Annotated in this window: 25 protein-coding genes; 12 read left to right on the plus strand and 13 right to left on the minus strand. The window is 66.0% G+C overall.

The features are described 5' to 3' along the window. The first annotated feature begins 12 nt into the window (after nt 1-12). The gene (locus ACIBI6_RS01530) at nt 13-312 is read left to right on the plus strand and encodes a DUF1330 domain-containing protein (RefSeq protein ID WP_364339901.1); all 300 of its coding nucleotides are present in this window, start codon (nt 13-15) and stop codon (nt 310-312) included. Between the two features lie 3 nt (nt 313-315). Here ACIBI6_RS01530 and ACIBI6_RS01535 read toward each other — a convergent pair whose 3' ends face one another. The 3 genes from ACIBI6_RS01535 to ACIBI6_RS01545 all read right to left on the minus strand — a co-directional run bounded on the left by ACIBI6_RS01535 (nt 316) and on the right by ACIBI6_RS01545 (nt 2,066). Further along, nucleotides 316-1,119 (minus strand): enoyl-CoA hydratase, encoded by an 804-nt coding sequence (locus tag ACIBI6_RS01535; protein ID WP_364339903.1) that lies wholly within the window; start codon nt 1,117-1,119, stop codon nt 316-318. A gap of 66 nt (nt 1,120-1,185) precedes the next feature. After that, on the minus strand, nt 1,186-1,869 hold the full coding sequence (locus ACIBI6_RS01540; RefSeq protein ID WP_364339905.1) for an SIMPL domain-containing protein: 684 nt from the start codon (nt 1,867-1,869) through the stop codon (nt 1,186-1,188). Next, the gene (locus tag ACIBI6_RS01545; RefSeq protein ID WP_396954991.1) at nt 1,866-2,066 is read right to left on the minus strand and encodes a hypothetical protein; all 201 of its coding nucleotides are present in this window, start codon (nt 2,064-2,066) and stop codon (nt 1,866-1,868) included. Before ACIBI6_RS01545 ends, ACIBI6_RS01540 begins: the two co-directional genes overlap by 4 nt. 337 nt (nt 2,067-2,403) lie before the next feature. Here ACIBI6_RS01545 and dxs point away from each other — a divergent pair, with 337 nt between their 5' ends. Further along, complete coding sequence (dxs, locus tag ACIBI6_RS01550) at nt 2,404-4,302, plus strand: 1-deoxy-D-xylulose-5-phosphate synthase (RefSeq protein WP_396954992.1); 1,899 nt, start codon at nt 2,404-2,406, stop codon at nt 4,300-4,302. A 158-nt stretch (nt 4,303-4,460) separates the two neighbouring features. On the opposite strand, the gene ACIBI6_RS01555 is transcribed toward dxs, so the two are convergent. Then, the gene (locus tag ACIBI6_RS01555; RefSeq protein WP_396954993.1) at nt 4,461-5,030 is read right to left on the minus strand and encodes a CGNR zinc finger domain-containing protein; all 570 of its coding nucleotides are present in this window, start codon (nt 5,028-5,030) and stop codon (nt 4,461-4,463) included. A 106-nt stretch (nt 5,031-5,136) separates the two neighbouring features. Here ACIBI6_RS01555 and ACIBI6_RS01560 point away from each other — a divergent pair, with 106 nt between their 5' ends. Continuing rightward, nucleotides 5,137-5,553, plus strand: coding sequence for an SRPBCC family protein (locus ACIBI6_RS01560; protein ID WP_396954994.1), 417 nt, complete (start codon nt 5,137-5,139; stop codon nt 5,551-5,553). A gap of 219 nt (nt 5,554-5,772) precedes the next feature. Here the strand turns inward: ACIBI6_RS01560 and ACIBI6_RS01565 are convergent, their stop codons facing one another. Both ACIBI6_RS01565 and ACIBI6_RS01570 read right to left on the minus strand, forming a co-directional pair. Further along, complete coding sequence (locus ACIBI6_RS01565) at nt 5,773-7,047, minus strand: HRDC domain-containing protein (RefSeq protein ID WP_396954995.1); 1,275 nt, start codon at nt 7,045-7,047, stop codon at nt 5,773-5,775. 22 nt (nt 7,048-7,069) lie between these two features. Next, complete coding sequence (locus tag ACIBI6_RS01570) at nt 7,070-7,621, minus strand: DUF3000 domain-containing protein (RefSeq protein ID WP_364340696.1); 552 nt, start codon at nt 7,619-7,621, stop codon at nt 7,070-7,072. A gap of 171 nt (nt 7,622-7,792) precedes the next feature. Between ACIBI6_RS01570 and hemE the strand changes: the two genes are divergently transcribed. Both hemE and ACIBI6_RS01580 read left to right on the plus strand, forming a co-directional pair. Next, nucleotides 7,793-8,848: a uroporphyrinogen decarboxylase gene (gene hemE, locus ACIBI6_RS01575; RefSeq protein WP_396954996.1), complete on the plus strand. Its 1,056-nt coding sequence runs from the start codon at nt 7,793-7,795 to the stop codon at nt 8,846-8,848. A 36-nt stretch (nt 8,849-8,884) separates the two neighbouring features. Then, nucleotides 8,885-9,418: an aminodeoxychorismate synthase gene (locus ACIBI6_RS01580; RefSeq protein ID WP_364339919.1), complete on the plus strand. Its 534-nt coding sequence runs from the start codon at nt 8,885-8,887 to the stop codon at nt 9,416-9,418. Nucleotides 9,419-9,514: 96 nt separating this feature from the next. Here the strand turns inward: ACIBI6_RS01580 and ACIBI6_RS01585 are convergent, their stop codons facing one another. Beyond that, nucleotides 9,515-10,156 carry a TetR/AcrR family transcriptional regulator gene (locus ACIBI6_RS01585; RefSeq protein WP_396954997.1) on the minus strand — a complete coding sequence of 214 codons (642 nt, stop codon included), beginning with the start codon at nt 10,154-10,156 and terminating at the stop codon, nt 9,515-9,517. Between the two features lie 218 nt (nt 10,157-10,374). Here ACIBI6_RS01585 and ACIBI6_RS01590 point away from each other — a divergent pair, with 218 nt between their 5' ends. The 5 genes from ACIBI6_RS01590 to hemQ all read left to right on the plus strand — a co-directional run bounded on the left by ACIBI6_RS01590 (nt 10,375) and on the right by hemQ (nt 16,503). Further along, a complete protein-coding gene (locus ACIBI6_RS01590; RefSeq protein WP_364339923.1) occupies nt 10,375-11,178 on the plus strand; it encodes an SDR family NAD(P)-dependent oxidoreductase in 804 nt (267 codons plus the stop codon). A 31-nt stretch (nt 11,179-11,209) separates the two neighbouring features. After that, a complete protein-coding gene (locus ACIBI6_RS01595; protein WP_364339925.1) occupies nt 11,210-12,337 on the plus strand; it encodes a DUF5938 domain-containing protein in 1,128 nt (375 codons plus the stop codon). Between the two features lie 81 nt (nt 12,338-12,418). After that, complete coding sequence (locus ACIBI6_RS01600) at nt 12,419-13,954, plus strand: long-chain fatty acid--CoA ligase (protein ID WP_364339927.1); 1,536 nt, start codon at nt 12,419-12,421, stop codon at nt 13,952-13,954. A gap of 90 nt (nt 13,955-14,044) precedes the next feature. Then, nucleotides 14,045-15,406, plus strand: a complete 1,362-nt coding sequence (locus ACIBI6_RS01605; protein WP_396954998.1) for a protoporphyrinogen oxidase — start codon at nt 14,045-14,047, stop codon at nt 15,404-15,406. 401 nt (nt 15,407-15,807) lie between these two features. Continuing rightward, complete coding sequence (gene hemQ / locus ACIBI6_RS01610; RefSeq protein WP_364339931.1) at nt 15,808-16,503, plus strand: hydrogen peroxide-dependent heme synthase; 696 nt, start codon at nt 15,808-15,810, stop codon at nt 16,501-16,503. A gap of 89 nt (nt 16,504-16,592) precedes the next feature. Here the strand turns inward: hemQ and msrB are convergent, their stop codons facing one another. The 4 genes from msrB to ACIBI6_RS01630 form a co-directional block, all read right to left on the minus strand. Further along, a complete protein-coding gene (gene msrB / locus ACIBI6_RS01615) occupies nt 16,593-17,036 on the minus strand; it encodes a peptide-methionine (R)-S-oxide reductase MsrB (protein WP_396954999.1) in 444 nt (147 codons plus the stop codon). 47 nt (nt 17,037-17,083) lie between these two features. After that, nucleotides 17,084-18,430, minus strand: a complete 1,347-nt coding sequence (locus ACIBI6_RS01620; RefSeq protein WP_364339935.1) for a glycosyltransferase family 87 protein — start codon at nt 18,428-18,430, stop codon at nt 17,084-17,086. A gap of 137 nt (nt 18,431-18,567) precedes the next feature. After that, nucleotides 18,568-20,124, minus strand: a complete 1,557-nt coding sequence (locus ACIBI6_RS01625) for an alpha/beta hydrolase (RefSeq protein ID WP_364339937.1) — start codon at nt 20,122-20,124, stop codon at nt 18,568-18,570. A 32-nt stretch (nt 20,125-20,156) separates the two neighbouring features. After that, nucleotides 20,157-20,918, minus strand: a complete 762-nt coding sequence (locus ACIBI6_RS01630) for a pyrimidine reductase family protein (RefSeq protein ID WP_364339939.1) — start codon at nt 20,916-20,918, stop codon at nt 20,157-20,159. 35 nt (nt 20,919-20,953) lie between these two features. On the opposite strand from ACIBI6_RS01630, the gene zapE reads away from it, so the two are divergent. After that, nucleotides 20,954-21,970: a cell division protein ZapE gene (gene zapE, locus ACIBI6_RS01635; RefSeq protein ID WP_364339941.1), complete on the plus strand. Its 1,017-nt coding sequence runs from the start codon at nt 20,954-20,956 to the stop codon at nt 21,968-21,970. A gap of 105 nt (nt 21,971-22,075) precedes the next feature. Next, a complete protein-coding gene (locus ACIBI6_RS01640) occupies nt 22,076-22,870 on the plus strand; it encodes a tyrosine-protein phosphatase (protein ID WP_364339943.1) in 795 nt (264 codons plus the stop codon). On the opposite strand, the gene ACIBI6_RS01645 is transcribed toward ACIBI6_RS01640, so the two are convergent. Both ACIBI6_RS01645 and ACIBI6_RS01650 read right to left on the minus strand, forming a co-directional pair. Continuing rightward, nucleotides 22,867-23,355, minus strand: a complete 489-nt coding sequence (locus tag ACIBI6_RS01645; protein WP_396955000.1) for a GbsR/MarR family transcriptional regulator — start codon at nt 23,353-23,355, stop codon at nt 22,867-22,869. The genes ACIBI6_RS01640 and ACIBI6_RS01645 overlap by 4 nt on opposite strands. A gap of 75 nt (nt 23,356-23,430) precedes the next feature. Beyond that, a complete protein-coding gene (locus tag ACIBI6_RS01650) occupies nt 23,431-24,195 on the minus strand; it encodes an ABC transporter permease subunit (RefSeq protein ID WP_396955001.1) in 765 nt (254 codons plus the stop codon).

A 24,195-nucleotide genomic window follows, 5' to 3' on the forward strand; every position in this document is an offset into this window, starting at 1 on the left:
TAGAGTCGCACCATGACCGTGTACGTCGTCGCACAGCTGACGTTCACCGATCGCGCCGCCTACGATCGCTACCGTGCACGCTTCCTCGAGGTGTTCACCCGCTACTCCGGCACCCTGCTTGCCTCCGACGAATCCCCGCAGGTGATCGAGGGCGATTCGGATCGCGAGAAGGTCGTGCTGATGTCGTTCCCGGACGAGCCGTCGTTTCGTGAGTGGGCGGATTCCCCTGAGTACCAGGAGATCTCGAAGGACCGACATGCGGGCTCGGATACGGTGACGCTGCTGGTCAAGGGCATCGATCGGCGCTCGTGAAGGTCAGTCTTCGTACACCGGTGGCCGACGGTCGCGCCGCGCCCGGATGGCCTCGTCGAAATTCTCGGTGGTGAGGCGGACATAGAGCTGGGACATGCCCTCGTGCTGCATATGGGATTCGAAACCGCCTGCCTCCATACCGCTCCACAGCATGCGTTTGGTGAGCTCGGTGCCGACCCGGCTGAAACTGATGATCCGCTCGGCCAGGTCGTAGCAGGTGTCGAGAAGTTCGGCGGTGGGCACGACGCGCGAGACGAGACCGATGCGTTCGGCCTCGACCGCGTCGACATCTCGCCCGGACAGCATGATTTCGAAGGCACGGGATGCGCCGATTGCGCGCGGCAGCAGATAGCTGATGCCCAATTCCGCTGAGGTGAGGCCGTTATTGATGCCCGCCGCACGAAAGTAGGCGTCCTCGCCCGCGATTCGGATATCGGCGGCGACGCTGAGACAGAATCCGCCGCCGATCGCCGCGCCGTTGATCGCGCCGATGACCGGTTGGTTCATTCGTCGCAGCGTGATCATCACATCGTTGAGCAGATCCATCGAGCGCCGCGCGACGCTCGTCTTGGTCAGGCCCTCGGTATTGGGAATCCGGCCCGCGTTCTGCAGATCCGCGCCAGAGCAGAAGCCGTCGCCCGCGCCGGTGAGCACCACGACTCGTACCTCGTTATCGGCGCTGACCGCTTCGAGGGCCTCGCGCAGCGGGATCATCACATCGAAGGCCATCGCGTTCATCCGTTCCGGCCGGTTGAGTGTGACCAGCGCGACCTGCGGTCGCGGTTTCTCGATGAGCACGAACGACATGCGGGACCCCTAATCAGACGCGATGAGGTCCTCACTATACCCAAGCAAGCGTTAGGTTAGCTGCAATCAGTCGAGCTGCCAGGTCGCGCGGATGGTCGCCGAGATTTCGGATTCGCCGAGTTCGACCGGAACGGGAGCGCCGCCGTACGACTCGTTCATCGGGGCCGACATGGCCATGAGTCGGGGTGTGGTGGGCGGGGTAGCGGTGGCGTTCTCGGTGATTTCGAGAACCGCGCCGAGGCTGCGCCGTGCGCGGCCCGCATACTGCTCGGCCTTGGCGAGCGCGTTGTCCCATGCGGCATCGCGGGCCCGGATGAGCAGGTTCTCCTGATCGGCGAAACCGAGATTGAGGCCGCCGAGACGGACATCGTCACCACCGGCCTCGACACAGTTGGCGATGATCGTGGCGGGGCCCGGATCAGCCGTTTCGCCGATTTCACGCAGCACGACGGTGAGGTCGGTGGTCGCGACGTAACCGGTGATCTTGGAGCCGCCGCCTTCGAGCCAGACGGTTTCGGTGCGCACCGACAGTCCGCTGGTGGCGATATCGGTGCCGGGAACGCCATCGGAGCGCAGTGAATCGGTGACGGCGGCGACGCGCTCGCCGGCCTGGCCGTAGGCGAGCGCGACCTTGCTGGCCCGGGTCTCGATGGAGATCGTGACGCGCATCAGATCCGCAGTAGCACGGGCGCTGCCGGATCCGAAGGTGGTGACCATGCCAGCGGTGTCGTCGGACTTCTTCTTGCTCACGGCGCTCTCCTGACTTCCTCGGTTGCAGATGCAACGGTCGATGCTTCGGAAATGTCCCTCGGGACGGGTGAAACCGGTCGATAGCCGCCGCCGCGCACGGCGCTCGCGCGTACCGCCGCATCCATCTGCGCATACGCACCCGCGGCGAGGCGCTCGAGCATAGCGAGTTCCAGTTGCGGTGCCTGCTGGGTGAGCACGTCGAATCGTTCCGGCAGACACGCACAGGGTCGAGGCAGTACCGGAACGTGGTGTGGCGGCTCATCACCGGCGAGTGTGACACCGGCCACCGACAGCAACGGCGAACCCCGGGTGACCGACTGTGCCACACGATTCCGTCCCGCGTCCTCGGATACGCTCTAAGGTGACAGGCGAACTCGTCCGCCCGAGCGTGTCTGCGGACGGGCTGGCGATTCGTGTGGAGGCTCACACTTCCGCGCGAAGTCGGCTGGTGGCGGGGCAATGTCGTGCGGAGCCACTGGCGCGGCTCCGTAGACTGATCGGATCAGATGCGCTTTCCGGAGGGAGCGAGTTCAGGTGGGAGTGCTTTCCCGGGTCGATACGCCCGAAGACCTGCGACGGCTAGCCGTTGCCGAATTGGGTGAACTGGCAGAGGAGATTCGCGAGTTCCTGGTGCAGAAGGTCGCCGTCACCGGCGGGCACCTCGGCCCCAATCTCGGCGTGGTCGAGCTGACGATCGCACTACACCGGATCTTCGACTCGCCGGCCGATCCGTTGATCTTCGACACCGGGCATCAGGCCTACGTGCACAAGATCCTGACCGGTCGCAAGGATCAGTTCGACACGCTGCGCAAGCAGGGTGGGTTGTCCGGCTACCCGAGCCGGTCCGAGAGCGCCCACGACTGGGTCGAGTCCTCGCACGCCTCGGCCTCGCTGTCCTATGCCGACGGTCTGGCGAAGGCCTTCGCGCTGACCGGTCAGAACCGGCATGTGGTCGCGGTGGTCGGCGACGGCGCGCTCACCGGAGGTATGTGCTGGGAGGCGCTGAACAATATCGCCGCCGCACCGGACCGGCCCGTCGTCGTGGTGGTCAACGACAACGGGCGCTCCTACGCCCCGACCATCGGCGGTCTCGCCGACCGGTTGACCGCGCTGCGCACCCAGCCCGCCTATGAGCACGCGTTGGATGCGGGTAAGCGGATCCTCAAAAGCATTCCGCGCGTCGGTGAATCCGCGTACTCGATGGTGCATGCGGTGAAGGCCGGGATCAAGGATGCGGTGAGCCCGCAGGAGCTGTTCAGTGATCTCGGGCTGAAGTATGTCGGACCGGTGGACGGTCACGACACCGTCGCGTTGGAGGCGGCGCTGCGTCGGGCGAAGGATTTCGGCGGGCCCGTGGTCGTGCATGTGGTGACGCAGAAGGGGCGCGGCTACTCGCACGCCGAGAACCACGTCGCCGATCAGATGCACGCCTGCGATCCGATCGACCCGCTGACCGGACGCCCGCTGGGCGGCCCGAAGGCGCTCGGGTGGACGTCGGTGTTCTCGGAGGAGCTGATCGCGCAGGCGGAGAAGCGCGACGATATCGTCGCGATCACCGCGGCCATGCCCGGACCGACCGGTCTAGCGGCATTCGGGGAGCGCTTCCCGGAACGGATGTTCGATGTCGGCATCGCCGAACAGCACGCGATGGCCTCGGCGGCCGGACTCGCTCTCGGTGGCATGCATCCGGTGGTGGCGATCTACTCGACATTCCTCAACCGTGCGTTCGACCAGTTGCTGATGGATGTCGCGCTGCTGAAGCAGCCGGTTACCGTGGTGCTCGATCGTGCCGGGATCACCGGTCCGGACGGTGCCTCGCACAATGGTATGTGGGATCTGTCGGTGCTCGGCATCATTCCCGGCATGCGCGTCGCGGCCCCGCGTGATGCGGCGACGTTGCGTGAGGAGTTGGCCGAGGCGCTCGCGGTGAGCGACGGGCCGACCGCCATCCGCTTCCCGAAGGGCAGTGTGGCCGAGGATATTTCGGCCGTCGAGCGGCTCGATGGGGTCGATGTGCTGCGGCTGCCCGAGCGCGAGGGCGGCTCTGCTCGAGCTCAGCGCGGCGATGTGCTGCTGGTCGCGGTCGGGCCCTTCGCGTCGACCGCGGTCGCGATCGCGGATTTATTGGAACCGGAAGGTATTTCGGTCACTGTCATCGATCCGCGTTGGGTGCTGCCGGTTTCCGATACCGTCGTCAAGCTCGCCGAAAACTACCGTCTCGTGGTGACTTTGGAAGACGGCGGACTGCACGGCGGGATCGGGTCCACCGTTTCCGCTCGGTTGCGCGGTGCGGGTTTGGATGTGCCTACCCGTGATCTCGGTGTGCCGCAGCACTTCCTCGACCATGCGTCGCGCAATGAGGTGCACGAGGAGCTCGGTCTGACGGCTCCCGATATCGCCCGCCGCATCTCGGGCTGGCTCGACGCACGCTGAGCGCGCACGCCGCCCGGGGCCTGGGGCCGGGCGGCATGATTCGGTGCTTCGGCTGGTGATTGCGGGATCGCACGACGGGTCCTCGGTGCCGTTCCGTTTCGGCACGCTCTGGTCGCCATTTCATCGGCGATTGTCTGTCTGTGTCTGTGCGCGGGCGACTAACGCGTGGCGTTACGGCGATGGGATGCACGGACTTTCACGCGATTGCCGCAGACGTCCATGGAGCACCAGGTACGGCCGCGGTTGCGGGAATGGTCGTAGAAGGCCCAGCGGCAGCTCGGTTCTCGGCAGGTCTTGAGGCGTGACCAGGTGCCCGCCGCGACGGCGGTGGCGACGTCGGCGAGCAGGGTGGTCAGGGCGTGGTCGACCACGTCGTCGGTGTTGGGGACGAGGCGGGGTGGGGTGCTGGTCACGTCCAAACTCAGCGGTAGCGTCGCGGTGAGGGCGGCCAGTTCGGCGCGGGCCCCCGGGTTCAGGCCGTCCGGGCGCGGGCTGGTGACAGGTTCGGCATTGTTCGTGGCGAGCAGGGCACGCAGCCCCTCGCGGACACGGACGGCTCGCTCTTGTGCGGCCGTGTCGGCCGCGCCTATTGGCAGCAATTCGTGGGCGTGTAGCCAACTCGTCAATTCTTCGGGTGTCCCGATGGTGTCGCCGTCCGCGCGGCGGGTGTTGACGAATTCCACCAGACGAGCGAGCGCCGCAGGTGCGGCATCGACCATGTCGGACATGAAATCCATAATAACTGTCCATTGACGATGGCTAGTTAGGTAACTACCGTTTATCGAACAGTAGTTATCCCGAGCGGGACTCCGCTCCGGCACAGGAGGATCAGTCATGGGATCGGTCGAGCGGGAGATCATCGTCGAGGCGCCTGCCGAGGAGTTGTGGAAGATCATCGGCGACTTCGCACAGGGCCCGATCCGAATGGCGCCCGGCTTCGTCACCGACAGCACCCTCGATGATCCGGACCTGCGCGTCGTCACCTTCGCGAACGGCACGGTGCTGCACGAACGGTTCATCGCACTCGACGAAACCGAACGCCGGATCGTGTTCTCCATCGTCGGCGGGAGCGTCACCCCGGCGCACGACAACTCGTCCATGCAGGTTTTCCCGCACTCCGACGGCAGCCGCTTCGTCTGGATCCACGACACCCTGCCGCACGAACTCGCCGACGCATTCGGGGCGTCCATGGAGCACGGCCTGCAGGTCTTCAAGCAGACCGTCGAGACTGCCGCCTCGACCTCGTCCTGAGAGCAGAGTTCGGTCGCCGCTCAGCCCGGCGATCGACGTGTAGAGGAGCGCCGCGCGCGCCTGGAGCGCACGCCTGGGGGGCAATCCTTCGACTCGCGCGTCGACGACGCTCCGCGTGCACCGGGCGACGCGGCGTTCGAGGTGAGGGACACGGGCGTTGTCAGCGCCTGGCGAGCTGAATCGCCTCGATGATGGCCCGCCACCAACTAAGTCGTTGGCCTACTCGGGGGTCGGGGTAAGGGCGGCGGCGAGCCGGGGGACTGCGAGCTCGCGCTGCCAAGGCCGGGCGCCGCCCGACTTGAGGAACCCGTCGATCGCAGCGGATAGGTCGTCCGGATCGCCGACACGGTCGTAATCGGGGAGTCCGTCCCAGCACAAGCGGCGCACCAGGTCGGGGGAGACCAGATTTTCGACTGGAATCGCATACTCGGTGGACAGTTCACCCATTGCCGCGCGCGCTCGAAGCAGTCGTGCGGCGGCGGCCGGATCGCGGCGCTCCCATCGGTTGACCGGCGGCGGACCCTCGAACGGTTGGGTCAGGGGTGGTAGATCGGTGTCGGGAAGGGTGCGGCCGCGGTCGACGGCGGCGAGCCAGTCGCGGGAATAGCGGCGTTGGCGTGGTCCGCCGAAGACCGGCAGGGTGCGCAGTTGGGCGATGGTGCGCGGTTCGGCATTCGCGGCGGCGATGATCGCGGCATCCGGGAGAATGCGGGCGGGTGCGACATCGCGGGTACGCGCGAGGGTATCCCTGGTGGTCCACAGTTCGCGCACAATGGCCAGTTGGCGGGTGCGGCGCAGGGTGTGGATGCCGGAGGTGCGCCGCCAGCGGTCGGCCTTGGGTGTGCCGGGTTCGGTGATCCGGACGTGTTCGAATTCCTGTGTGGCCCAGTCGGTCTTGTGCTGGGCCTCGAGCGAGGCGGCCACCTCGTCGCGCAGCTCGAGCAGCAATTCGACATCGAGTGCCGCGTAGTTCAGCCAATCGTCGGGCAGCGGCCGGGTCGACCAGTCGGCCGCGCCGTGACCCTTGCGCAGCGCCCGGCCGAGCAGTCGCTCCACCATGGCCGCCAGTCCGACGCGTTCGAATCCGGCCAGCCTGCCCCCCAATTCGGTGTCGAACAGGCGCGCGGGCCGCAGACCGAGTTCGGCGAGCCCGGGCAGATCCTGGTCCGCCGAATGCAGTACCCATTCCAGATTGTTGATCGCGGCGGCCAGCGGTTCGAGCGCGTCGGTGACCGGAATCGGATCGATCAGGAAGGTGCCCGCACCCGCCCGCCGCAATTGGATCAGGTATGCGCGCGCCGAATACCGGAAACCGGAGGCGCGTTCGGCATCGACGGCCAGCGGACCGGTGCCCGCTGCGAGCCGCGCGGCGGCATCGGCGACCTCATCGGCGGTGACGAGCACGGGCGGTACACCGTCAGCTGGCATGAGCAGCGGCTCTGCCGTGCTTTCTGGTGGCGTGTTGCTTTGCTCGGACTCGTCTGCTAACGACATAAACCTGAACTTTACGTGGCGATCAGGTGTGGTCGTTGCTGGTATACGACTCCGGTCGCAGATGAGTGATTCCGGCGGGCGGCAAACCGGCCGCGTAGGCCAGCACTTCGCAGAAGCCTTCCACATGCGGACGCATATCGGTGGTCATCGCGGTCCAGGAGGCGCGCAGCTCCAACTGGTGTGCGCGCGGGGGTCCGGCGATATCGCCGTAGCGCACCGAACTGGTGGAGGTGACGGTACCGCCGAGCGCGGTGAACGGCTCACCGCGGGTTTCGAGCGCGTCGACCAGCCAGCTCCAGGCGACCTCCGGCAGCAGTGGGTCGGTGGCCAATGCGGCATCGATATCGGCCTGGATGTAGGCGACCAAGCGGAAGATGCCGTGCCAGGCCTCGGCGCCATCGGGATCGTGCAGCAGGATCAGCCTGCCGAAGGCATCGCCCTCGGAATCGACCGGCACCACATTCGTTTCGGGGTGTTTGACTTCCGCGCCTAGTGCGTAGGAAAACGGTGCCAGGCGTTGTGGCGGTCGGATCGGTGCCAGCTCGATTCGAGGATGCACGGTTGCGGTGCCCATCGCATCGACCGCGGCGCGAAATTGAGCTGGCTCGCCGTTGGGTCCTTCGGTCGGTGCGGCTCCGTCGCGGAAGTCGAGCGGTGTCACGGAAGCGACGGTAGACCTTGCGTGCCCGGCGCAGTCGGAGGCGCGCCGCTAGATGGCCTTGCGGGCCGCATACGATAGGCGGTGATGAGCACTCATACCCGTCGCCGGTTGACCGATGCCCCGTTCCTGGCCGCCGCCACCGGCGCCGCACCGAGCCGTCGTCCGGTGTGGTTCATGCGGCAGGCCGGACGGTCGCTGCCCGAGTACCGCGCACTGCGCAAGGGCATCGGCATGCTGGAGTCGTGCTTCGATCCGGAGCTGGTGTGTGAGATCACCATGCAGCCGATCCGGCGCCACGGTGTCGATGCGGCGATCTTGTTCTCCGACATCGTCGTTCCGCTGAAGGCCGCCGGTATCGATCTCGATATCGTGGCCGGCGTCGGACCGGTGATCGCCGCGCCGGTGCGCACCATCGCGGATGTGCGCGCACTGCCGCGGCTGCGGCCCGAAGAGGTGGGCGCCGTGACCGACGGGGTGCGGCTGCTGACCGACGCGCTCGGCGACACGCCGCTGATCGGATTCGCCGGTGCGCCGTTCACGCTCGCGTCGTATCTGGTCGAGGGTGGGCCGAGTAAGAACCACGAGCGCACCAAGGCGATGATGCACGCCGACCCGGCGACCTGGCACGAGTTGCTCGGCGTTCTCACCGATATCACCATCGCCTTCCTGCAGGCGCAGTTGGCCGCCGGTGTGGACGCGGTGCAATTGTTCGATTCCTGGGCCGGTGCGCTCTCGCTGGCCGACTATCGCGAATTTGTGCTGCCGCATTCGGAGCGGGTGTTCGCGGAGGTCGCCGAGGCCGGGGTGCCGCGGATCCACTTCGGGGTCGGGACCGGTGAGTTGCTCGGTGCGATGGGGGAGGCGGGCGCCGATGTCGTCGGCGTCGATTGGCGGGTGCCGCTGACCGAGGCGGTGCGCCGGGTCGGACCCGGAAAAGCGTTGCAGGGCAACCTGGATCCCGCCGTGCTATTCGCCGGATCCGCCGCCGTCGAGGCTGAGGCGCGGCGCATAGCGCACGAGGCGGACGAGGCGATCACCATGGGTGCGGCGGGGCACATCTTCAACCTCGGACACGGTGTGCTGCCCGATACCGATCCGGGCGTGCTGAGCGCCCTGGTGCAACTCGTCCACGAGCTGTGACCGACCGGTCGGCCTGTGCCGCTGGGTAGGAGTCCGGTGGTCGAGAAGATCGCGGGTCGGGTCGCCGTTCTCGCGCCGCGACTCGGTTCGACCCGCCTGGTAGCGGTGGACGGGCCGGCTGGAGCTGGAAAGTCAACGTTCGCAGCGTCTTTGGCGGCACTGTGCGATGCCCAGGTGGTACACGCCGACGACTTCGCGGCCGGAAACAACGAACTCCCCTGGTGGCCGCGGCTCGAACAGCAGGTGCTGGTGCCGATCGCCCAGGGCCGAGTCGGTCGATATCAGCGATACGACTGGAACAAGCGGGATTTGGCCGAATGGCACGATGTCAGGCCCGGGGGAGTGCTCATTCTCGAAGGTGTCTCCTCGGCTCGCGCTGTCGTCCGCGATCGGCTATCGCTCGCGGTATGGATCGACACCCCGCGCGCGGTGCGCCTGGCGCGCGGTCTCGAACGCGACGGCGCGCACACCCTGCCCTTGTGGGAGCAGTGGATGGCCGCCGAAGACGCCCATTTCGCCACCGAACACACACGCGACCATGTGGACCTGATCATCCCCGGTGCGCCTTGACCCCCCGCAAACGAGTGACGTAACGGACGCGTCGCGCGGACAGCGCCTTATGCGCGGCCGTAAATGGCTGTGCAACAGTGCAATTCCGGAGGTTGGCTAGGGCTTGCGCTGTCCGATCACCACGTCGAGCAGGGCGGCGGCTTCGATGGCGAGCATGTCGACGGCATCGCTGTGTCCGGCGAGTTTGCGCAGCAGCGCCTGTTGGAATAAACCGTCGAAGATGGCGTAGGCCGTGGCGGAGGGGACCAGGAGCGGTTGACCCGACAGTTCGGCGAAGCGGTCGACGACGTTGCGGATCATCTCCTCGCGATGGCCGTCGATTTCGAGCACGTCATCGCGGAAGGACTCCTCGAACAGACTCTGGTTGCGCAAGTCGTACCAGAGCCGGTGCAGTAGCGCGTCGGCGTCCAGCGTGGCCGCCATCGCGGCGCCGAAGTCGTGCCGGAGCTGCTCGGCCGTTGTCGCGGCGGCGACGATGTCGTCGTAACGGGTGACGCACACCTGCTCGTACTGCCGCACCGCGTGGGTGATCAGTTCGACCTTGTCGTTGAAGTAGTAGTGCAGCACCCCGTGGGTGAACTCGGATTTCTGCGCGATCTCGCGCAGGCTGGTCCGGGCGTAACCGAGTTCGGCGAGGGTATGCAGCGCGGCGGCGGCCAGCTGTGCGCGCCGCTCGCCGAACTTGTCGACCTGCCGGCGCGCGATGCGAGCCCGCCTGGACTCGACGATTTCGGTCATCGTGGCTTCTCTCCGTCACCGCTCATGTGAATTCGCCCAGTGTATCGCGGTATCGGGAAAGGGCGACCAGCTGGTTTGACGGTCGTGCAAGAAAAGCTTGACGACTGTCAAAAAAATCCTTGACGGTTGTCAAGGATGCGCGCACACTGTGATCCACGTCGCATCCGATCAGTCGAATGCGAAAGCCGAATGGACGATCTCGAGGAAGAGGTGGGCGGATGAGTGGGTACGACCTGACCGGGCGCACGGCCCTGGTAACCGGTGGTGCGCGAGGGCTCGGCGCGGGTATGGCCGAGGCGCTGGCCCGCGCCGGAGCGGCGGTCGCGATCGGCGATGTGCGCGAGGATCTGGGCAAAGACACGGTTGAGGCGTTGCGGGCCAGCGGCGCGACGGCTGAATTCGTGCCGCTCGATATCACCGACGACGCGCACTGGGCCCAGGCGGTCACCGATACCGTCGCCACGCTCGGCGGTCTGGACATCGTGGTGAACAACGCCGGTGTCGAAATCACCAGCCTCATAGTCGATCTCGACCCGGAAGAAGTGCGCCGGATGCTCGAGGTGAATGTGCTCGGCACCGCGCTGGGCATCAAGCACGCGTTGCGCGCGATGCGCCCCGGCGGCGCGGCGGGCCGCGGCGGCGCCATCGTGAATATCGCCTCGGTCGCCGCGACCATCGCCTTTCCCGGCATATCGGTGTACTCGGCGACCAAGTCCGCAGTGGATCGGCTCACCAGGGTCGCGGCGATGGAGTCCGGGAAACTCGGCTACGGCGTGCGCGTGAACTGCGTGTACCCGGGACTCGTGCCGACCGAGATGGGTGCCCGGCTGGCCGACGATGTCGCTCGGATCGGCTTGTTCCCCAGTGCCGAAGCGGCTGTCGGCGCGGTCATCGAACAGACACCGCAGGGGCGGCTGGGCGAGGTCACCGATATGGCCGACGCGGTGGTGTTCCTCGCCTCCGATGCCGCGCGCTTCATCACCGGTGCTGGTCTGCCGGTCGATGGCGGCATGGGCATGTGAGCACCGATGACAACGAAAGGTTCGAGATCCCATGAGCACCGATAAGCCCGTCGTCGTCTACGGCGCATCCGGATACACCGGCCGACTGGTCTGTGAGTACCTCCGCGAATTCAATATTCCATTCGTTGCCGCGGGCCGGGACAAGACCCGGCTGCAGGAGGCGATCGACAAGATTCCCGGCATCGACACCGTGGCGCATGAGGTCGTCGAGGTCGCGCACGAGGTCGCACCCTTGAGCGAGCTGTTTCGTGGCGCCGCGGTTGTCTGCAATACCGTCGGGCCGTTCGCGCAGTACGGCCACGAGGTGGTGCAGGCCTGCGTGGCCGCGGGGACCCACTACCTCGACACCACCGGCGAACAGGATTGGCTGATCGACTGCGATGAGCAATACGGCGCCGAGATGGCCGCGCGAGGGCTGCTGCTCGCGCCGGGCGTTGCGCAGATGTACACCACCGGTGAGATCGCCGCGAACATCTGCTTGGAAACACCCGGTCTGGACACCCTCGATATCCAGGTCTTCTGGAAGGGATTCCCGACGGTCGCGTCCACGAAGACGATCCTGGTCAATGCCGCACTGTCCAAGGCCTACTACCTCGAACAGAACCAGTATGTGGAGTGGCCCGCGGACGGTGGACTCTACGATGTGGTCGTGCCCGGTCAGCATGAGATCGGGCTCGCATTGCCCTGGGGCGGCACCTCCCATCCGGTGTGGTTCAAACGCGATCCGCGGGTCGCGAATGTGAAGGTGCTCGGCGGTGTATTCAATCGGCCGTTGATGCAGGGCGTGCCGCAGATCGTGCAGGCGGTCGTCGAACAGGTAAAAGACCTTCCGGTGCAGGAGAAATACCGTGTCCTTGCCGAACAGGCCGCACTGGTTCGCGACGAGATGCCGCCGCGGGAGAATCCGCGCATCAACACCTCGCTCGATTCCGTGCACGCGTCCGGACCGCTGGGGCGTGCCCACTGCGTGATCCACGGGAATTGCAACTACAAGCAGACCGGTGTGCTGCAGGCGTTCGCCGCGAACGCGCTGCTGCAGACCGCACCGATGCGAACCGGGTTCGCATCGGCGTGCCAGGCCTTCGGCCATCGGGAGCTGTTGGGGGTGCTGCGCGGTTTCGGGCTGGTCGGTGAACCGGTACTGAACGTCCACCGCTGATCAGGGCCTCGGGCCGCGGGGGAATTTGCCCCCCGTGGCCCGAATTAGCCATTTCCACAACAGCTTCCATAGAGGATTGCCGTGCGTTTGACCGACTATCTCGACAAGGGCGCCTCGCTCGGCGCCACTGCGCCCTGCCTGACCATGAACGGGCACACGTTGACCTATGCGCAGGTGCAACAGTTGTCGTGGCGCATCGCCCGGGCACTGGCGCGATCCGGTATCCGGCCCGGTGAACGGGTCGCGATCCTGTCAGCGAACGACACACTGGCCTTCGCCTGCGTTTTCGGCATCGCGCGCGCCGGTGCGGTGTGGTGTCCGATCAATCCGCGCAACGAGGCGGCGGAGAATCACGAACTGCTCGACCTCTTCGACTGCACCTGCCTGATATTCCAATCCGCCTTCGCGCCACTGGTATCCGCCGTCGCACCGCGCCTACCCGGGCTGCGGACACTGGTCTGTTTGGACGGAAATGCCTCCGACGCATCATCTTTCGACGACTGGGTGCGGGAATGTCCTGATGATCCGTGGCAGGTCGAGCCGCTCGATGAACTCGCCATGCTTGTCGGCACCGGTGGCACGACCGGACGGCCGAAGGGGGTCCGGCTCACCGGCCACAATATCGAGACGATGACCGCACTGACCCTGATGAGTTATCCGTTCGAACCCCGGCCCCGCTACCTGGCACTGGCACCCCTGACCCACGCGGCGGGCGTGCTGTGCTTTCCGATCCTGACCCTCGGCGGTGAGATCGTGGTGATGCCCGCCCCAGATCTCGGTGAATTCCTCACACTGATCGAACGACACCGGATCACCCACACCTTCCTGCCTCCGACACTCATCTACATGCTGCTGGATCATCCGGCGCTGTCGGAAGCCGATCTCGGCTCGCTGCAGTGTCTTTGGTACGGCGCTGCGCCGATGTCGACCGCCCGGCTGGCGGCGGCGCTGGATCGGATCGGACCGGTCATGGGGCAGCTGTTCGGGCAGTCCGAAGCGCCCATGATGGTTGCCACGCTGGCGCCGAAAGAACACTTCCGTCCCGACGGCTCGATCGCCACCGAACGACTGTCATCGGCCGGACGGCCGACCCCGCTCACCCAGGTGGCCATCATGGCCGCCGATGGTCAGCTGCTTGCCGCGGGGGAGCGCGGCGAAATCGTGGTCAGGGGTCCGCTGGTAATGGCCGGGTACCACAAGAATCCGGATGCGACCGCCGAGGTGTCGCGGTACGACTGGCATCACACTGGGGACATCGGCTACCTCGATGCCGACAACTACCTCTATATCGTCGACCGCGCCAAAGACATGATCATCACCGGGGGATTCAATGTGTACTCCGCCGAGGTCGAGCAGGCGCTGCTGACTCATCCAGCGGTCCAGGACTGCGCGGTTATCGGACTTCCGGACGATAAGTGGGGCGAGCGGGTCACCGCCGTCGTGCAATTGCATCTCGGCCATACCGTGACCGTCGAAGAACTGCGCGAGCACACCAAGGCGCGCCTCGGTGGGGTGAAAACTCCTAAACAGGTGGAGATCTGGCCCGATCTGCCGCGCTCGAAAATCGGCAAGGTGCTCAAGCCGGAGATCCGGGCGCAGCTGCGCGGCGACCGTTGAAAACACCCCTCCTGGGTCCCGACCGTGTGCGCGGTCACGAAGGTGAGGGGTGTGGACGGTGCGAATCCGCGGAAGGGCTACGGTCGCGACATGAGAATCGCGGTGGTCGGTGGCGGGATCAGCGGACTTGTCGCGGCGTACCGATTACGGGGGCTGCTGGGGGCGCAGGCGGAGATCGTGGTCATCGATCGGGGCGCGCGATTGGGTGGCATTCTCTATACCGGCGAATTGGCCGGGGGGCCTTTGGATCTCGGGGCCGAGGCGTTCGTCGGGCGGCGGCCGGAGATGCCCGCATTGCTGCGCGAGCTCGGTCTGGAGTCGCAGTTGGTGGTGCCCGCGGGGCTGCGTCCGCTGGTCTGGGCGCAGGGGAGCGCGCATCCGCTGCCGGAACGTACACTGATGGGCATTCCGTCGGATGCCGAGTCGATGCGCGGGTTGGTCGATGCCGAGACGCTCGAGCGGATCGATGCGGAGGCGCGCCGGCCGCTGGCCTGGTACCCGGACGCCGATATCGACGTCTACAGCCTGGTCGCCGACCGGTTCGGTGCGCAGGTCGCCGAACGCAGCGTCGATCCGCTGCTCGGTGGCGTCTATGCGGGCAGTTCGCGGTCCATCGGGGTGCGCGCCGCACTGCCGACCCTGGCCGCCGCACTCGACGATGGTGCGTCGAGCCTCACTCAGGCGGTGGCCGCCGCCATGCCGCCGCCCTCGAACGCGCCGGTTTTCGGCGGCCTTCGCGACGGCTATCGGGTGCTCCTCGACGCGTTGGCCACCAAGTCCGAGGCGAAATTCGTCACCGCGACCTCGGCCAGCCATCTGATCCGCGCGACCCACGGCTGGGTACTGGAACCGATCGGCGCGGTCGACGCGGTGGTGCTCGCTACCCCCGCTCCGGTGACCGCGAACCTGCTGCGCCCCTTCGCGCCCGGCGCCGCAGCAGCTGCCGCGGGTGTCGAGCTGTCCTCGTCCGTCGTTGTGGCCCTTGCCCTCCCACGTGACACCGCGCTGCCGCAGAACTCCGGCGTTCTGGTCGCCACCGGAGAACCCTTGCGTGCCAAGGCCTTCACATTGTCGAGCCGTAAGTGGACCCACCTCGCTGAACGCGAAACCGCCGCCGTCCGAGCCTCATTCGGCAAATTCGGCGACGACTCCTCCCAGACCTGGTCCGACGCCGACCTGATCGCAGCCGCCACCGAAGACCTCGCCACCGTCACCGGGGCCGCCATCGAACCGATCTCCGCCGTGGTGCAACGCTGGCCGGGCGGCCTCGCCCAATACGCTCCCGGCCACCTCGACCGCATAGCCGAAATCGAATCCACCACAGCCGATTTCGATGGCCTCGCGATAGCAGGCGCCTACCTCCACGGCGTCGGCGTCCCTGCCTGCGTAGCCTCCGGCACCGCCGCCGCCCATCGCATAGCCACCACTTTGACCCATACCACCAGACCCTGATCGGGTCCCGCGACACCGCGAATTGCCGCCACGCGATAGCAATGACAGATACCGGAATGTAGACCGGTGTGGCCGGCCGGGATAGCCGACCATGTGATGTGCATCCCGTCGGATGGTGACGGTTCCGGTATCCCCGGCATTGTCGGCGGGTCAAAAACCGCACCGTATCGCGTAATTAAGGACACCATCGCCGTGGCAGCGGTTGCTCGCCGGTGGCGGCGGGTTCATGCAGCTCTCACGGTTCACCGATACATCGAACAGTTCACCCCGACCGACTGGCGACTGGACACCGGCCCGATGTAACCGGGCAGTCTGCTCGCGCCGCAAACACGGCGCGAGCACCCGCGCTGGGACCGGCCCGCGCGGATACCCTGATCCGCCGCAGTGGCACGATAGGAATCATGGCGCGACTCGACTATCAAGCACTCAATTCCACCATCCGCTACCTGATGTTCTCGGTGTTCCAGGTGCAGCCGGGGGTGCTCGGGGACGACCGTGAGGCCGCCATCAAGGAGGCACGGGCATTCTTCGATGGGCTCGCCGAGCGCGAGGTCGTGGTGCGCGGAATCTACGACGTCGCGGGGATGCGCGCCGATGCCGACTTCATGATCTGGTCGCATGCCGAGCGGGTCGAGGATCTGCAGTCGGTGTACGCGGATTTCCGGCGCACCACCGAACTGGGCCGGGCCAGCGCGCCGGTCTGGAGCAATGTGGCGCTGCATCGGCCCGCCGAATTCAACAAGAGCCACGTTCCGGCGTTCCTGGCCGGTGAGGATCCGGGCAACTACATCTGCGTCTACCCGTTCGTGCGCTCCTACGAGTGGTACCTGCTGCCCGACGACGAGCGCCGCAAGATGCTCGCCGACCATGGCAAGGCCGCACGCGGCTACCCGGATGTGCGCGCCAACACCGTCAGCTCCTTCGCTCTCGGCGACTACGAATGGATCCTTGCCTTCGAGGCCCCGGAACTGCACCGCATCGTCGACCTCATGCGAGACCTGCGTGCCACCGAGGCCCGCCTGCACGTGCGCGAAGAGGTGCCCTTCTTCACCGGCCCTCGCGTCGAAATCGAAAAACTCATCGCCGCGCTGCCCTGATTCACCAACCGTTCGCGCATGCCCCAGTTTTTCGGGGCATGCGCAACAAGCCGGTCGGTCTGTATATTTCGCTCAGCGCCGTGTTCGTTCTACTCCGCTGCACTGCCCGAGGGGTGCAGTTGCAGGGCGATGGAGTTGATGCAATAGCGCTTATCGGTGGGCGTGTTGTATCCCTCGCCCTCGAAGACGTGGCCGAGGTGGCTGTGGCAATTCGCGCACAGCACTTCGACCCGGTGCATGCCCAGTGTGTCGTCGGAACGCAGAATTACCGCCTCCGACTTCGCCGGGTCGAAGAACGACGGCCAACCGCAATGGGAATCGAATTTCTGGGTGCTGCGGAACAATTCGGCCCCGCACGCCCGGCACACATAAACACCCTCGGTCTTGGTGTCGGTGTACTCGCCGGTGAACGGACGTTCGGTCGCGGCCTGTCGCAGCACCGCGTACTCCTCCGGATTCAGCTTGGCCTTCCACTCCTGTGGGGTCAGCTGGATCCGGGGTGCGGGCAGGGACGTGTCGGCGTCAGAACTCATTGCTCCACGCTAATAGGTTTTCGACGCCTGCGCCGACTGCCTCGTCGCTACTTGAGTGCACTCGCCCGCGGTTCATCGAGCAATTCGCTGCCGTTCGTCGCCTTGTCGGGAGTGTTTTCGTATGCCGTCGCCGGCTCGGCCACCCGCGGCGCGTCCTCGGCGGCATCCCGCGAATCCGGTGCCGAGCGCATCCACTCCGGATCGATTCCGAACGGCAGCCGACCTTCCCGTCGCGCCGCCAGATACCGATCGACCAGCACACACGCGATGACGATCAGCAGCAGACCCCAGCCGAAAGTGATCCGCAGATACTCCAGGTTGCGCCCGAAGCCCTGCCAGCGGTCCGAGAGCCACTTGTCGTAGGACATGAATCCGAAGACCGCCAGCCACGCCGGCCAGTTCCGCATCACCGAATTGCGCAGCACCACCGACATCAGCAGCGGGAACAGCATCATCGAGTAGTACATCTGCCCCAGTGAGGACAGCAGGAAGAACGCGGTCATCAGCACACCGGAGCAGGTCGTCACGAAGAACAGTTCGTCCTCGCGGTAGTAGCGATACAGCAACCACAGCGTGATGGCGACGACGATGCCCATAATGATCCGGATACCCCAGGTCAGCCACAGCGGCAGACCGTAATACGCCGCATTGCCGACAATCGCGCTGTTGAAGTAGTCCCGGGATTCGAAGAGGTAGCGCGCGGTACGGGTGAAGAACTTGTCCGCGTCCTTCGACAGCGGCCAGGCGATCGCGGTGAGCGCCACCGGGACCCCGATAGCGGTGTAGAACACCTTCCACTGCCCGCGCGCCGCCGCGATCAGCACGAGTGGTGCGAGCGTCGGTTTCACCGCGATACTCAAACCCAATATCGCACCGGCCCACAGATCCCGTCGCGCGAGCAGCAGCATGATGAACGCCACCTCGGCCAGCAGTACGCATCCGTTCACATTGGTGAAAACCAGTGTGTTGATCACGGTTTCGGAGCTGAACATCGCCAGCAACAGCACTGGCGCGGCCACCGACGACAGCGTGAACTTGAACAGCTTGAGCAGCAGATACCAGGCCACGATGATGGCGGCGGCATTGAGCAGGATGAAGCACCAGCGCGACTTCTCCGGGTCGATCAGCGCCAGGGGCGCGATCAGCAGCGTGCCGCTCGGGGGATACAGGTAGTGCGGATCCACCAGGTTGTAATTCGCCGTGTACACCGGTTGGTGGTTGAGGAAGGCCAGCGACGCGTTGTAGACCGGTTTGAAGTCATCGGTGATGAACCCGTTGACTGCCTTGATGAAGATCCGGTTGAGCACAGTCATGACCGCGAGGGGCCAGAGTGCGAACTTGATCACCTCGGCGGTGGTGCGAGCGGTGCGAGGCTCGAGCTGTCGAAGTAACACTGGGGCACGGTACACCGGATCCGTATACGACGGTTGCCGGGACCTACCTGGCGCGCCGACATTAGGGGAAATGACCGTGCCTCGCTGGCGCTTTGCTCCGTTATTCCCCTAAGGGCTGTGCCTTTTGATTCGCTCGCTTATGCGGGGCAAGCAGTGCCATCCGCAGGTAGCTTGGCGTCCTTCAGATAGTCGGTGAGAGCCCGTTGCGCACAACCGGAATGGGCGAAAACCGGATGTCCCCACCCCTGCCAGGTGATGGCGGCCTTGCGCGCACCCGCGGCGCCGAGCGCACCGGTCACCGAGGCTTGACCGCCGTCGCCGACCAGTGGATCCGCGACCCCGCCGAGGACGAGAACCGGCAGGTCCAGCTTCTCCGGCAGCGGCGGCGCGGCACTGACCGGCCAGGCAACGCACTCCATCATCCCGATCGCGGCGGACCTGCCGAAGACCGGATATTTGGTGCCCCATGTGTCGGCGAGCTCCTTGGCCTTGGTGGGGCTCGGTGGCAGCTGGTTATCGGTGCAGCGGTTGACGAACTGACCGTCGGCCGCGGTGGCGGCGCTTTCGCGCTGGATCAGTGTCCCGAGCGAGCCGCGATCGCCGCGCCCGGCGGCCGAGAGCGCGTCGGCGAGTTCGGTGATATGCGCGGACTGGTCGCGCGGACCGGCGAGGAAGCCGGACAACGCGGTCAGCAGCGCACTCGCGGAGATATCGCCGAGTCCGCCGCTGCTGGCTTTGCGCACCAGATCGATTATCGCCGCTCGCGGGTCGGCGCCGAGTGAGCAGTTGACTCCTGTGCATCGCTGGGCGAATGCGGTAACCGCCGCCTCCGCGCCCTGGACGCGCTGTTCGGTGCGAGTGACGGCATCGGCCCCCACGGCCTCCGGCGAGTCCAGCACCAGACGCGCCAGATGGTCGCCGAATTTCCGCGCGTAGCTGAGCGCGACCTTCGCGCCGTTGCCCGATCCGAGCAGGTCGATCCGATCGACCTGCCACTGCCTGCGCAACTGCTCGATGTCGTCGGCGGCGTGCGGTGCGTCGAAGGTGCCCTCATAGGGCTGCAGGAAGTCGCGGCAGGCGATGGTGGCGTCCTGGCTGAATCCGGTCACCGCTTCGACGGGATCGCTTGCGCCCGGCCCGAATTGCCCGTTATCGGCCAGGCCGCGGCGGGCCTCCACGGTCATACAGTCGATCGGTTGCGAGGTACCGAGGCCGCGCCGATCCACCGCGACGATCGGGCGACTGGCCAGCAGCCCACCGCCCGCGCCGACGGCGATTCCGGCCAGTGTCGCGGTGGAGGAGCGGTCCGAGCCGGAGGTAATGACCAGCGGCGCGACATCGGTCGGGGTCTGCGGCAGCCGGGCCCGCATGGCGCCGGTGCGGAAGTTGCCGAGCACACCGCCGGTCGAATCGATCGGGGTGGTGTATTCGGCGCAGTCCAGGACCAGGCCGGACGGCGCGGGACCGAGGCCGAGTAGGTCGAGCGTGGGCGTGGTGCAATCGCGCCAGGTCAGATCGGTTTTGGGGACACCGGCATCCGGTGGCGGTGCGATGACCGTGGTCGGGTGCGGACCCGCCCCGCCCTGCGGCGCGCGCTCGACGGCGACGCCGGGGCGATCGGAAGGTCCCGCACCGCATCCGGCGATCATGATCGAGAGTGTCGATGCCAGCACGACGGCCCGAGTCCAGCGCATGCGCTACAGCCTGCCAGGTTCGTGCGGGTTGTTCATGAACGGGTCCAGCGGGTCAGCATGGTGCCGTCGTCGTCGAGCAGGATATGCCTGCGCACCATCGGTACCCGGAACTCGTGTGCGGACAATGAGATTCGGCGCGCGGTGCCGCCCACCAGGATCGGCGCGGTGGTGATGCACAGTTCGTCGACCACATCCGCCTCCAGCAGCTCACCGAACAGATGCGGGCCACCCTCGCACAGCACACGCCGCAGTCCGAGGTCGGTGAGTGTGTTGATCAGGCCCTGCGGGGTGATCGCGACACCGCCCGCCTCGATGACATGCGCGCCCGCATCGGCGAGCTGTTGTTTGCGATCCTCCGGTGCGGTGCTGGTCGTTATGATCAGCGTCGGAATTTTGGTCTCGGTGAACAGCCGCGCGCCCGGCTCCAGCGAAGCGCTCGCGGTGACCACGGCGATCGGTGGCGGTGCGCCGTCGCGATGTCCGCCGATGCCGCGGTCGTACAGTGCCCGCCGGAAGACGGGGTCGGTCGCGGCGCCGCCGTAGTTCTCCGCCCGCGCGGTGCCCGCGCCGATCACGATCACATCGGCCAATTGACGCAGCAGCATGAAGACGGTTTTGTCGGCGGGGGTCCCGAGGCCTTCGGAGACATTGTCGCTGGTGGCGGAGCCATCGATGCTGGAGACGAAATTGGCGCGGATCCAAGGCGCCTGGAGTTCGGTGGGGTAGGCGTACAGGTCGGCGAGCTCGTCCCGGCTCAGTCCTGTGAGCTGGATCGCATTGTGGATACGCTGCATGAACAAAGATCACACCACGTCATTAGGCTTCCAGCATGCAAGAGCGCCTTGTCGATCGCCATCCGGAGGTTCCGGCGGACCAGTTGGTCGCCCAGATGGTGCCACCGCCTATGTTCGACGAGGTCAGTTTCGCCTCCTACATTCCCGATCCCAAGGAGCCGTCCCAGGCGGCCGCGGTCGGCAAGGCAGAGGGCTTTGCCGGTCAGGTCGCCAAGATCCATCAGGCTGCGAACAAGAAGAGCCTGTTCGGGAGGAAGAAGCCGGTCAGCGGCGCGGGGCTCTACCTCGATGGCGGCTTCGGTGTCGGCAAGACCCACCTGCTGGCCTCCATCTTCCACAGCGCGCCCGCGCCGAAATCCTTCGGCACCTTCGGTGAACTCACCAATCTGGTTGGCGCACTCGGCTTCAACAATGCCGTCGAGCGGCTCGCGGCGAACAGCGTGCTGTGCATCGACGAATTCGAACTCGACGATCCCGGCGACACCATGCTGGTTTCGCGGCTGTTGACCGAGCTTTCTGCGCGCGGCGTCTCCATCGCCGCCACCTCCAACACCCTGCCCGGCCAGCTTGGCGAGGGCCGCTTCGCCGCCCAGGATTTCCTGCGCGAGATCAAGAAGCTCGGTTCGATCTTCGAGGCCGTGCGCGTCGACGGTCCGGACTACCGGCACCGCGATCTGCCGCCCGCTCCGGAACCCACCTCGCCGGAGCTGCTCACTGAACGTGCTTCTGCCACACCGGGTTCCACACTCGACGAATTCGATGCGCTGCTGAAGCATCTGAGCACACTGCACCCGTCCAAGTACGGCGCGCTGATCTCCGGTGTGTCGTCGGTATTCATTTCGAATGTGCATCCGGTGACCGATCAGGCGGTCGCGCTGCGGATCGTCGTGCTCGCCGACCGGCTGTACGACGCGAGCGTCCCGGTGACGGTTTCGGGTGCGAAGCTGGACGAGATCTTCTCCAAGGAGATGCTCGACGGCGGATACCGCAAGAAGTACCTGCGCGCGATTTCGCGTCTGCTGGCGCTTTCGCGCTTCGAGGTTGCTGCGTAACTGTCGAGGACGGACCTACCCGGCCGATCCGCCCGGGAAAGTTGACCAACTCATACTTCACTTGATTGTGTGTGATGGTCGTTCACACCGATGATTGGAGCAGGCATGGTCCGTCGTTCCGTTCGGGTTCCGGTCGCGCTCGCCGCCGGTCTCACCGTCGCCTTCGGTCCGGTGGCAGGCTTCGCGCTGGCCGACCCGGTCAGCGTCGCCGATCCGGTGACCTTCGATCGCGCGTTGAACCTGCAAGGCGTGCAGAACGGACGCGACGTGGGCGGCTACCGCACCACCGACGGGCACTGGGTGCGCACCGGGCTGGTCTACCGCACCGGCCAGCTCAACAATGCGACTCCGGCCGATCTGGCGGTGCTGACCGGCCGTCAGGTGCGCGTGGTCGACGATCTGCGCACCGTCTACGAGCGGACCATCGCGGCCGACCGCGTGCCCGCGGAGGCGGTCGCGAACTGGAACGACGTCATTGGGCAAGCCCCGCCGCAAACGCTGGTTACCACCCTCACGGGCGGCAGCGATTTGTACCGCGCATTCATCACCGCGCCCGGCGCGGACGAGGCCTTCGCCTCGGTGCTGCGCGACATCATCGACGCCGACGGCGCCGTGCTGTTTCACTGCACTGCCGGTAAGGACCGCACCGGCTGGACTTCCGCCGTCCTGCTGAGCGTCCTCGGCGTGGACCGCGACACCGTCACGCAGGATTACCTGCTGTCCAACCAGTACCGCAACGCCAGCCCGAACGACCCGCTCAACGGTGTTTCGGCCGCCTGGCTGGATGCCGCTTTCGATCAGACAGACCAGAGCTACGGCAGTTTCGACAACTACGTGCGCGAGGGATTGAAGCTGTCGGCTACCGATATCGCCGCACTGAAGGCGAAGCTGCTCGTCTAGGGGTGTTCCGCATACCACCGATCGATCAGTGCGGGTAGCTCCTTACCCATCCACACGAAGAACTCGTGCATATCCCGAACCCGTTCGGCATCGGCACCATTCGGATCGTCGAATAGTGCGAGCCCGCGCGCGGTCATATTGGTGAGGTCGGTGTACATACCGCTCTGCTGACGGGTCAGCTCCGGCAGGATTCCGGGCCGGATCGAGTAGTAGTCCTTGCGATCGCCCGGCTTGGAGATCTTGTCCACCCAGCGCATGGTGACCAGCGTCTTCAACGCCGATGAAATGGAACCCTTGGACGCCTGCAGCGCATCGGCGATCTGGCCGAAGGTCTGCTCCGGCGGATCGCTGACCAACAACCACCCCGCGGCCCGACCCGTCATCCGGACCAGGCCCATCCGCTCCAGTACGAGCGCGAAATCCTCGACGAATGCCAACTTTTCCGGGCTCGGTTCGGTTGTCTGCTCGTTGTCGGTGGTGCCCATCGGAGAAGTATCCCTTCTAGAATCCGGGTCGCGGTACACGGGGCGGACCGTGTCGGACCGCCCCGGATCGGTCGATCAGACCGCCAGATCGCGGCGATCGAAGGCACCGAGCGCCAGCACCAGGGCGATCGCGGCCACGACGACCAGCACCACCAGATGGATACCGTTCCAGCCGTGCACGAGCGGCGCGCCGCCATTGGCCCAGTAGAAGGGCGACAGCTTGCGCACGAAGTCACCGCCGAGGTTATTGGCCAAATAGCCCGCCACCGCGATCAGCGACGCCGAACCCAGTGTCACCGAACGCTTTCCAGTGGCCGCGCCGATCAGCAGCGTGATCGCGCCGACGACCAGCGCCAGCAATCCGAGGCCCGCGCTTGCGGCCACGATATTGCCGGTGGGTACGTCCAGCCCACCCTGATCGGCCCCCGCAATCACGCTCAGGGTGAGCACGGTGGTGGCGATCGCGGTCTGCGCGGACAGCGCGGCGAACCGCTGCAGCAGCAGATTCATCCGGTTGATCGGTTGTGCGAGAAGCAGATCCAGCATCCCGTTCTCCTCCTGCGTCACCGAACGGCTCGCGAATGTGACCGCGAAGATCAGCATCAGCACCAGCCCCATCAGCGAGTACACCGTCGCGTTCAAATATCCACTGGCGCTGGCGAAATCGCTGACGCCCATGGCGTCGTACATCTTGTTCTGCTCGAGATCGAGCGAGCCCTGCTCCTTCAGTGACTGATAGGACGGCAGGTACATCATCGGGATGATGGCGAAGCCGATCGACCAGCCGATCAGGCCGCGCCGCTGTTCCTTCAACGTCTGGGTGAAGATCGAGCGAGTCAT

It is taken from the genome of Nocardia sp. NPDC050412, assembly GCF_044458825.1.
Classification (GTDB): domain Bacteria; phylum Actinomycetota; class Actinomycetes; order Mycobacteriales; family Mycobacteriaceae; genus Nocardia.

Bases quoted from the DNA above. Each gene is read 5' to 3' on its own strand.
- ACIBI6_RS01530 (WP_364339901.1), top strand. From the start codon at position 13: ATGACCGTGTACGTCGTCGCACAGCTGACGTTCACCGATCGCGCCGCC.
- ACIBI6_RS01535 (WP_364339903.1), bottom strand. From the start codon at position 1,119: ATGTCGTTCGTGCTCATCGAGAAACCGCGACCGCAGGTCGCGCTGGTC.
- ACIBI6_RS01555 (WP_396954993.1), bottom strand. From the start codon at position 5,030: ATGTCCGACATGGTCGATGCCGCACCTGCGGCGCTCGCTCGTCTGGTG.
- ACIBI6_RS01560 (WP_396954994.1), top strand. From the start codon at position 5,137: ATGGGATCGGTCGAGCGGGAGATCATCGTCGAGGCGCCTGCCGAGGAG.
- ACIBI6_RS01565 (WP_396954995.1), bottom strand. From the start codon at position 7,047: ATGTCGTTAGCAGACGAGTCCGAGCAAAGCAACACGCCACCAGAAAGC.
- ACIBI6_RS01570 (WP_364340696.1), bottom strand. From the start codon at position 7,621: ATGGGCACCGCAACCGTGCATCCTCGAATCGAGCTGGCACCGATCCGA.
- hemE (WP_396954996.1), top strand. From the start codon at position 7,793: ATGAGCACTCATACCCGTCGCCGGTTGACCGATGCCCCGTTCCTGGCC.
- ACIBI6_RS01585 (WP_396954997.1), bottom strand. From the start codon at position 10,156: ATGACCGAAATCGTCGAGTCCAGGCGGGCTCGCATCGCGCGCCGGCAG.
- ACIBI6_RS01590 (WP_364339923.1), top strand. From the start codon at position 10,375: ATGAGTGGGTACGACCTGACCGGGCGCACGGCCCTGGTAACCGGTGGT.
- ACIBI6_RS01595 (WP_364339925.1), top strand. From the start codon at position 11,210: ATGAGCACCGATAAGCCCGTCGTCGTCTACGGCGCATCCGGATACACC.
- ACIBI6_RS01605 (WP_396954998.1), top strand. From the start codon at position 14,045: ATGAGAATCGCGGTGGTCGGTGGCGGGATCAGCGGACTTGTCGCGGCG.
- hemQ (WP_364339931.1), top strand. From the start codon at position 15,808: ATGGCGCGACTCGACTATCAAGCACTCAATTCCACCATCCGCTACCTG.
- msrB (WP_396954999.1), bottom strand. From the start codon at position 17,036: ATGAGTTCTGACGCCGACACGTCCCTGCCCGCACCCCGGATCCAGCTG.
- ACIBI6_RS01625 (WP_364339937.1), bottom strand. From the start codon at position 20,124: ATGCGCTGGACTCGGGCCGTCGTGCTGGCATCGACACTCTCGATCATG.
- ACIBI6_RS01630 (WP_364339939.1), bottom strand. From the start codon at position 20,918: ATGCAGCGTATCCACAATGCGATCCAGCTCACAGGACTGAGCCGGGAC.
- zapE (WP_364339941.1), top strand. From the start codon at position 20,954: ATGCAAGAGCGCCTTGTCGATCGCCATCCGGAGGTTCCGGCGGACCAG.
- ACIBI6_RS01640 (WP_364339943.1), top strand. From the start codon at position 22,076: ATGGTCCGTCGTTCCGTTCGGGTTCCGGTCGCGCTCGCCGCCGGTCTC.
- ACIBI6_RS01645 (WP_396955000.1), bottom strand. From the start codon at position 23,355: ATGGGCACCACCGACAACGAGCAGACAACCGAACCGAGCCCGGAAAAG.
- ACIBI6_RS01650 (WP_396955001.1), bottom strand. From the start codon at position 24,195: ATGACTCGCTCGATCTTCACCCAGACGTTGAAGGAACAGCGGCGCGGC.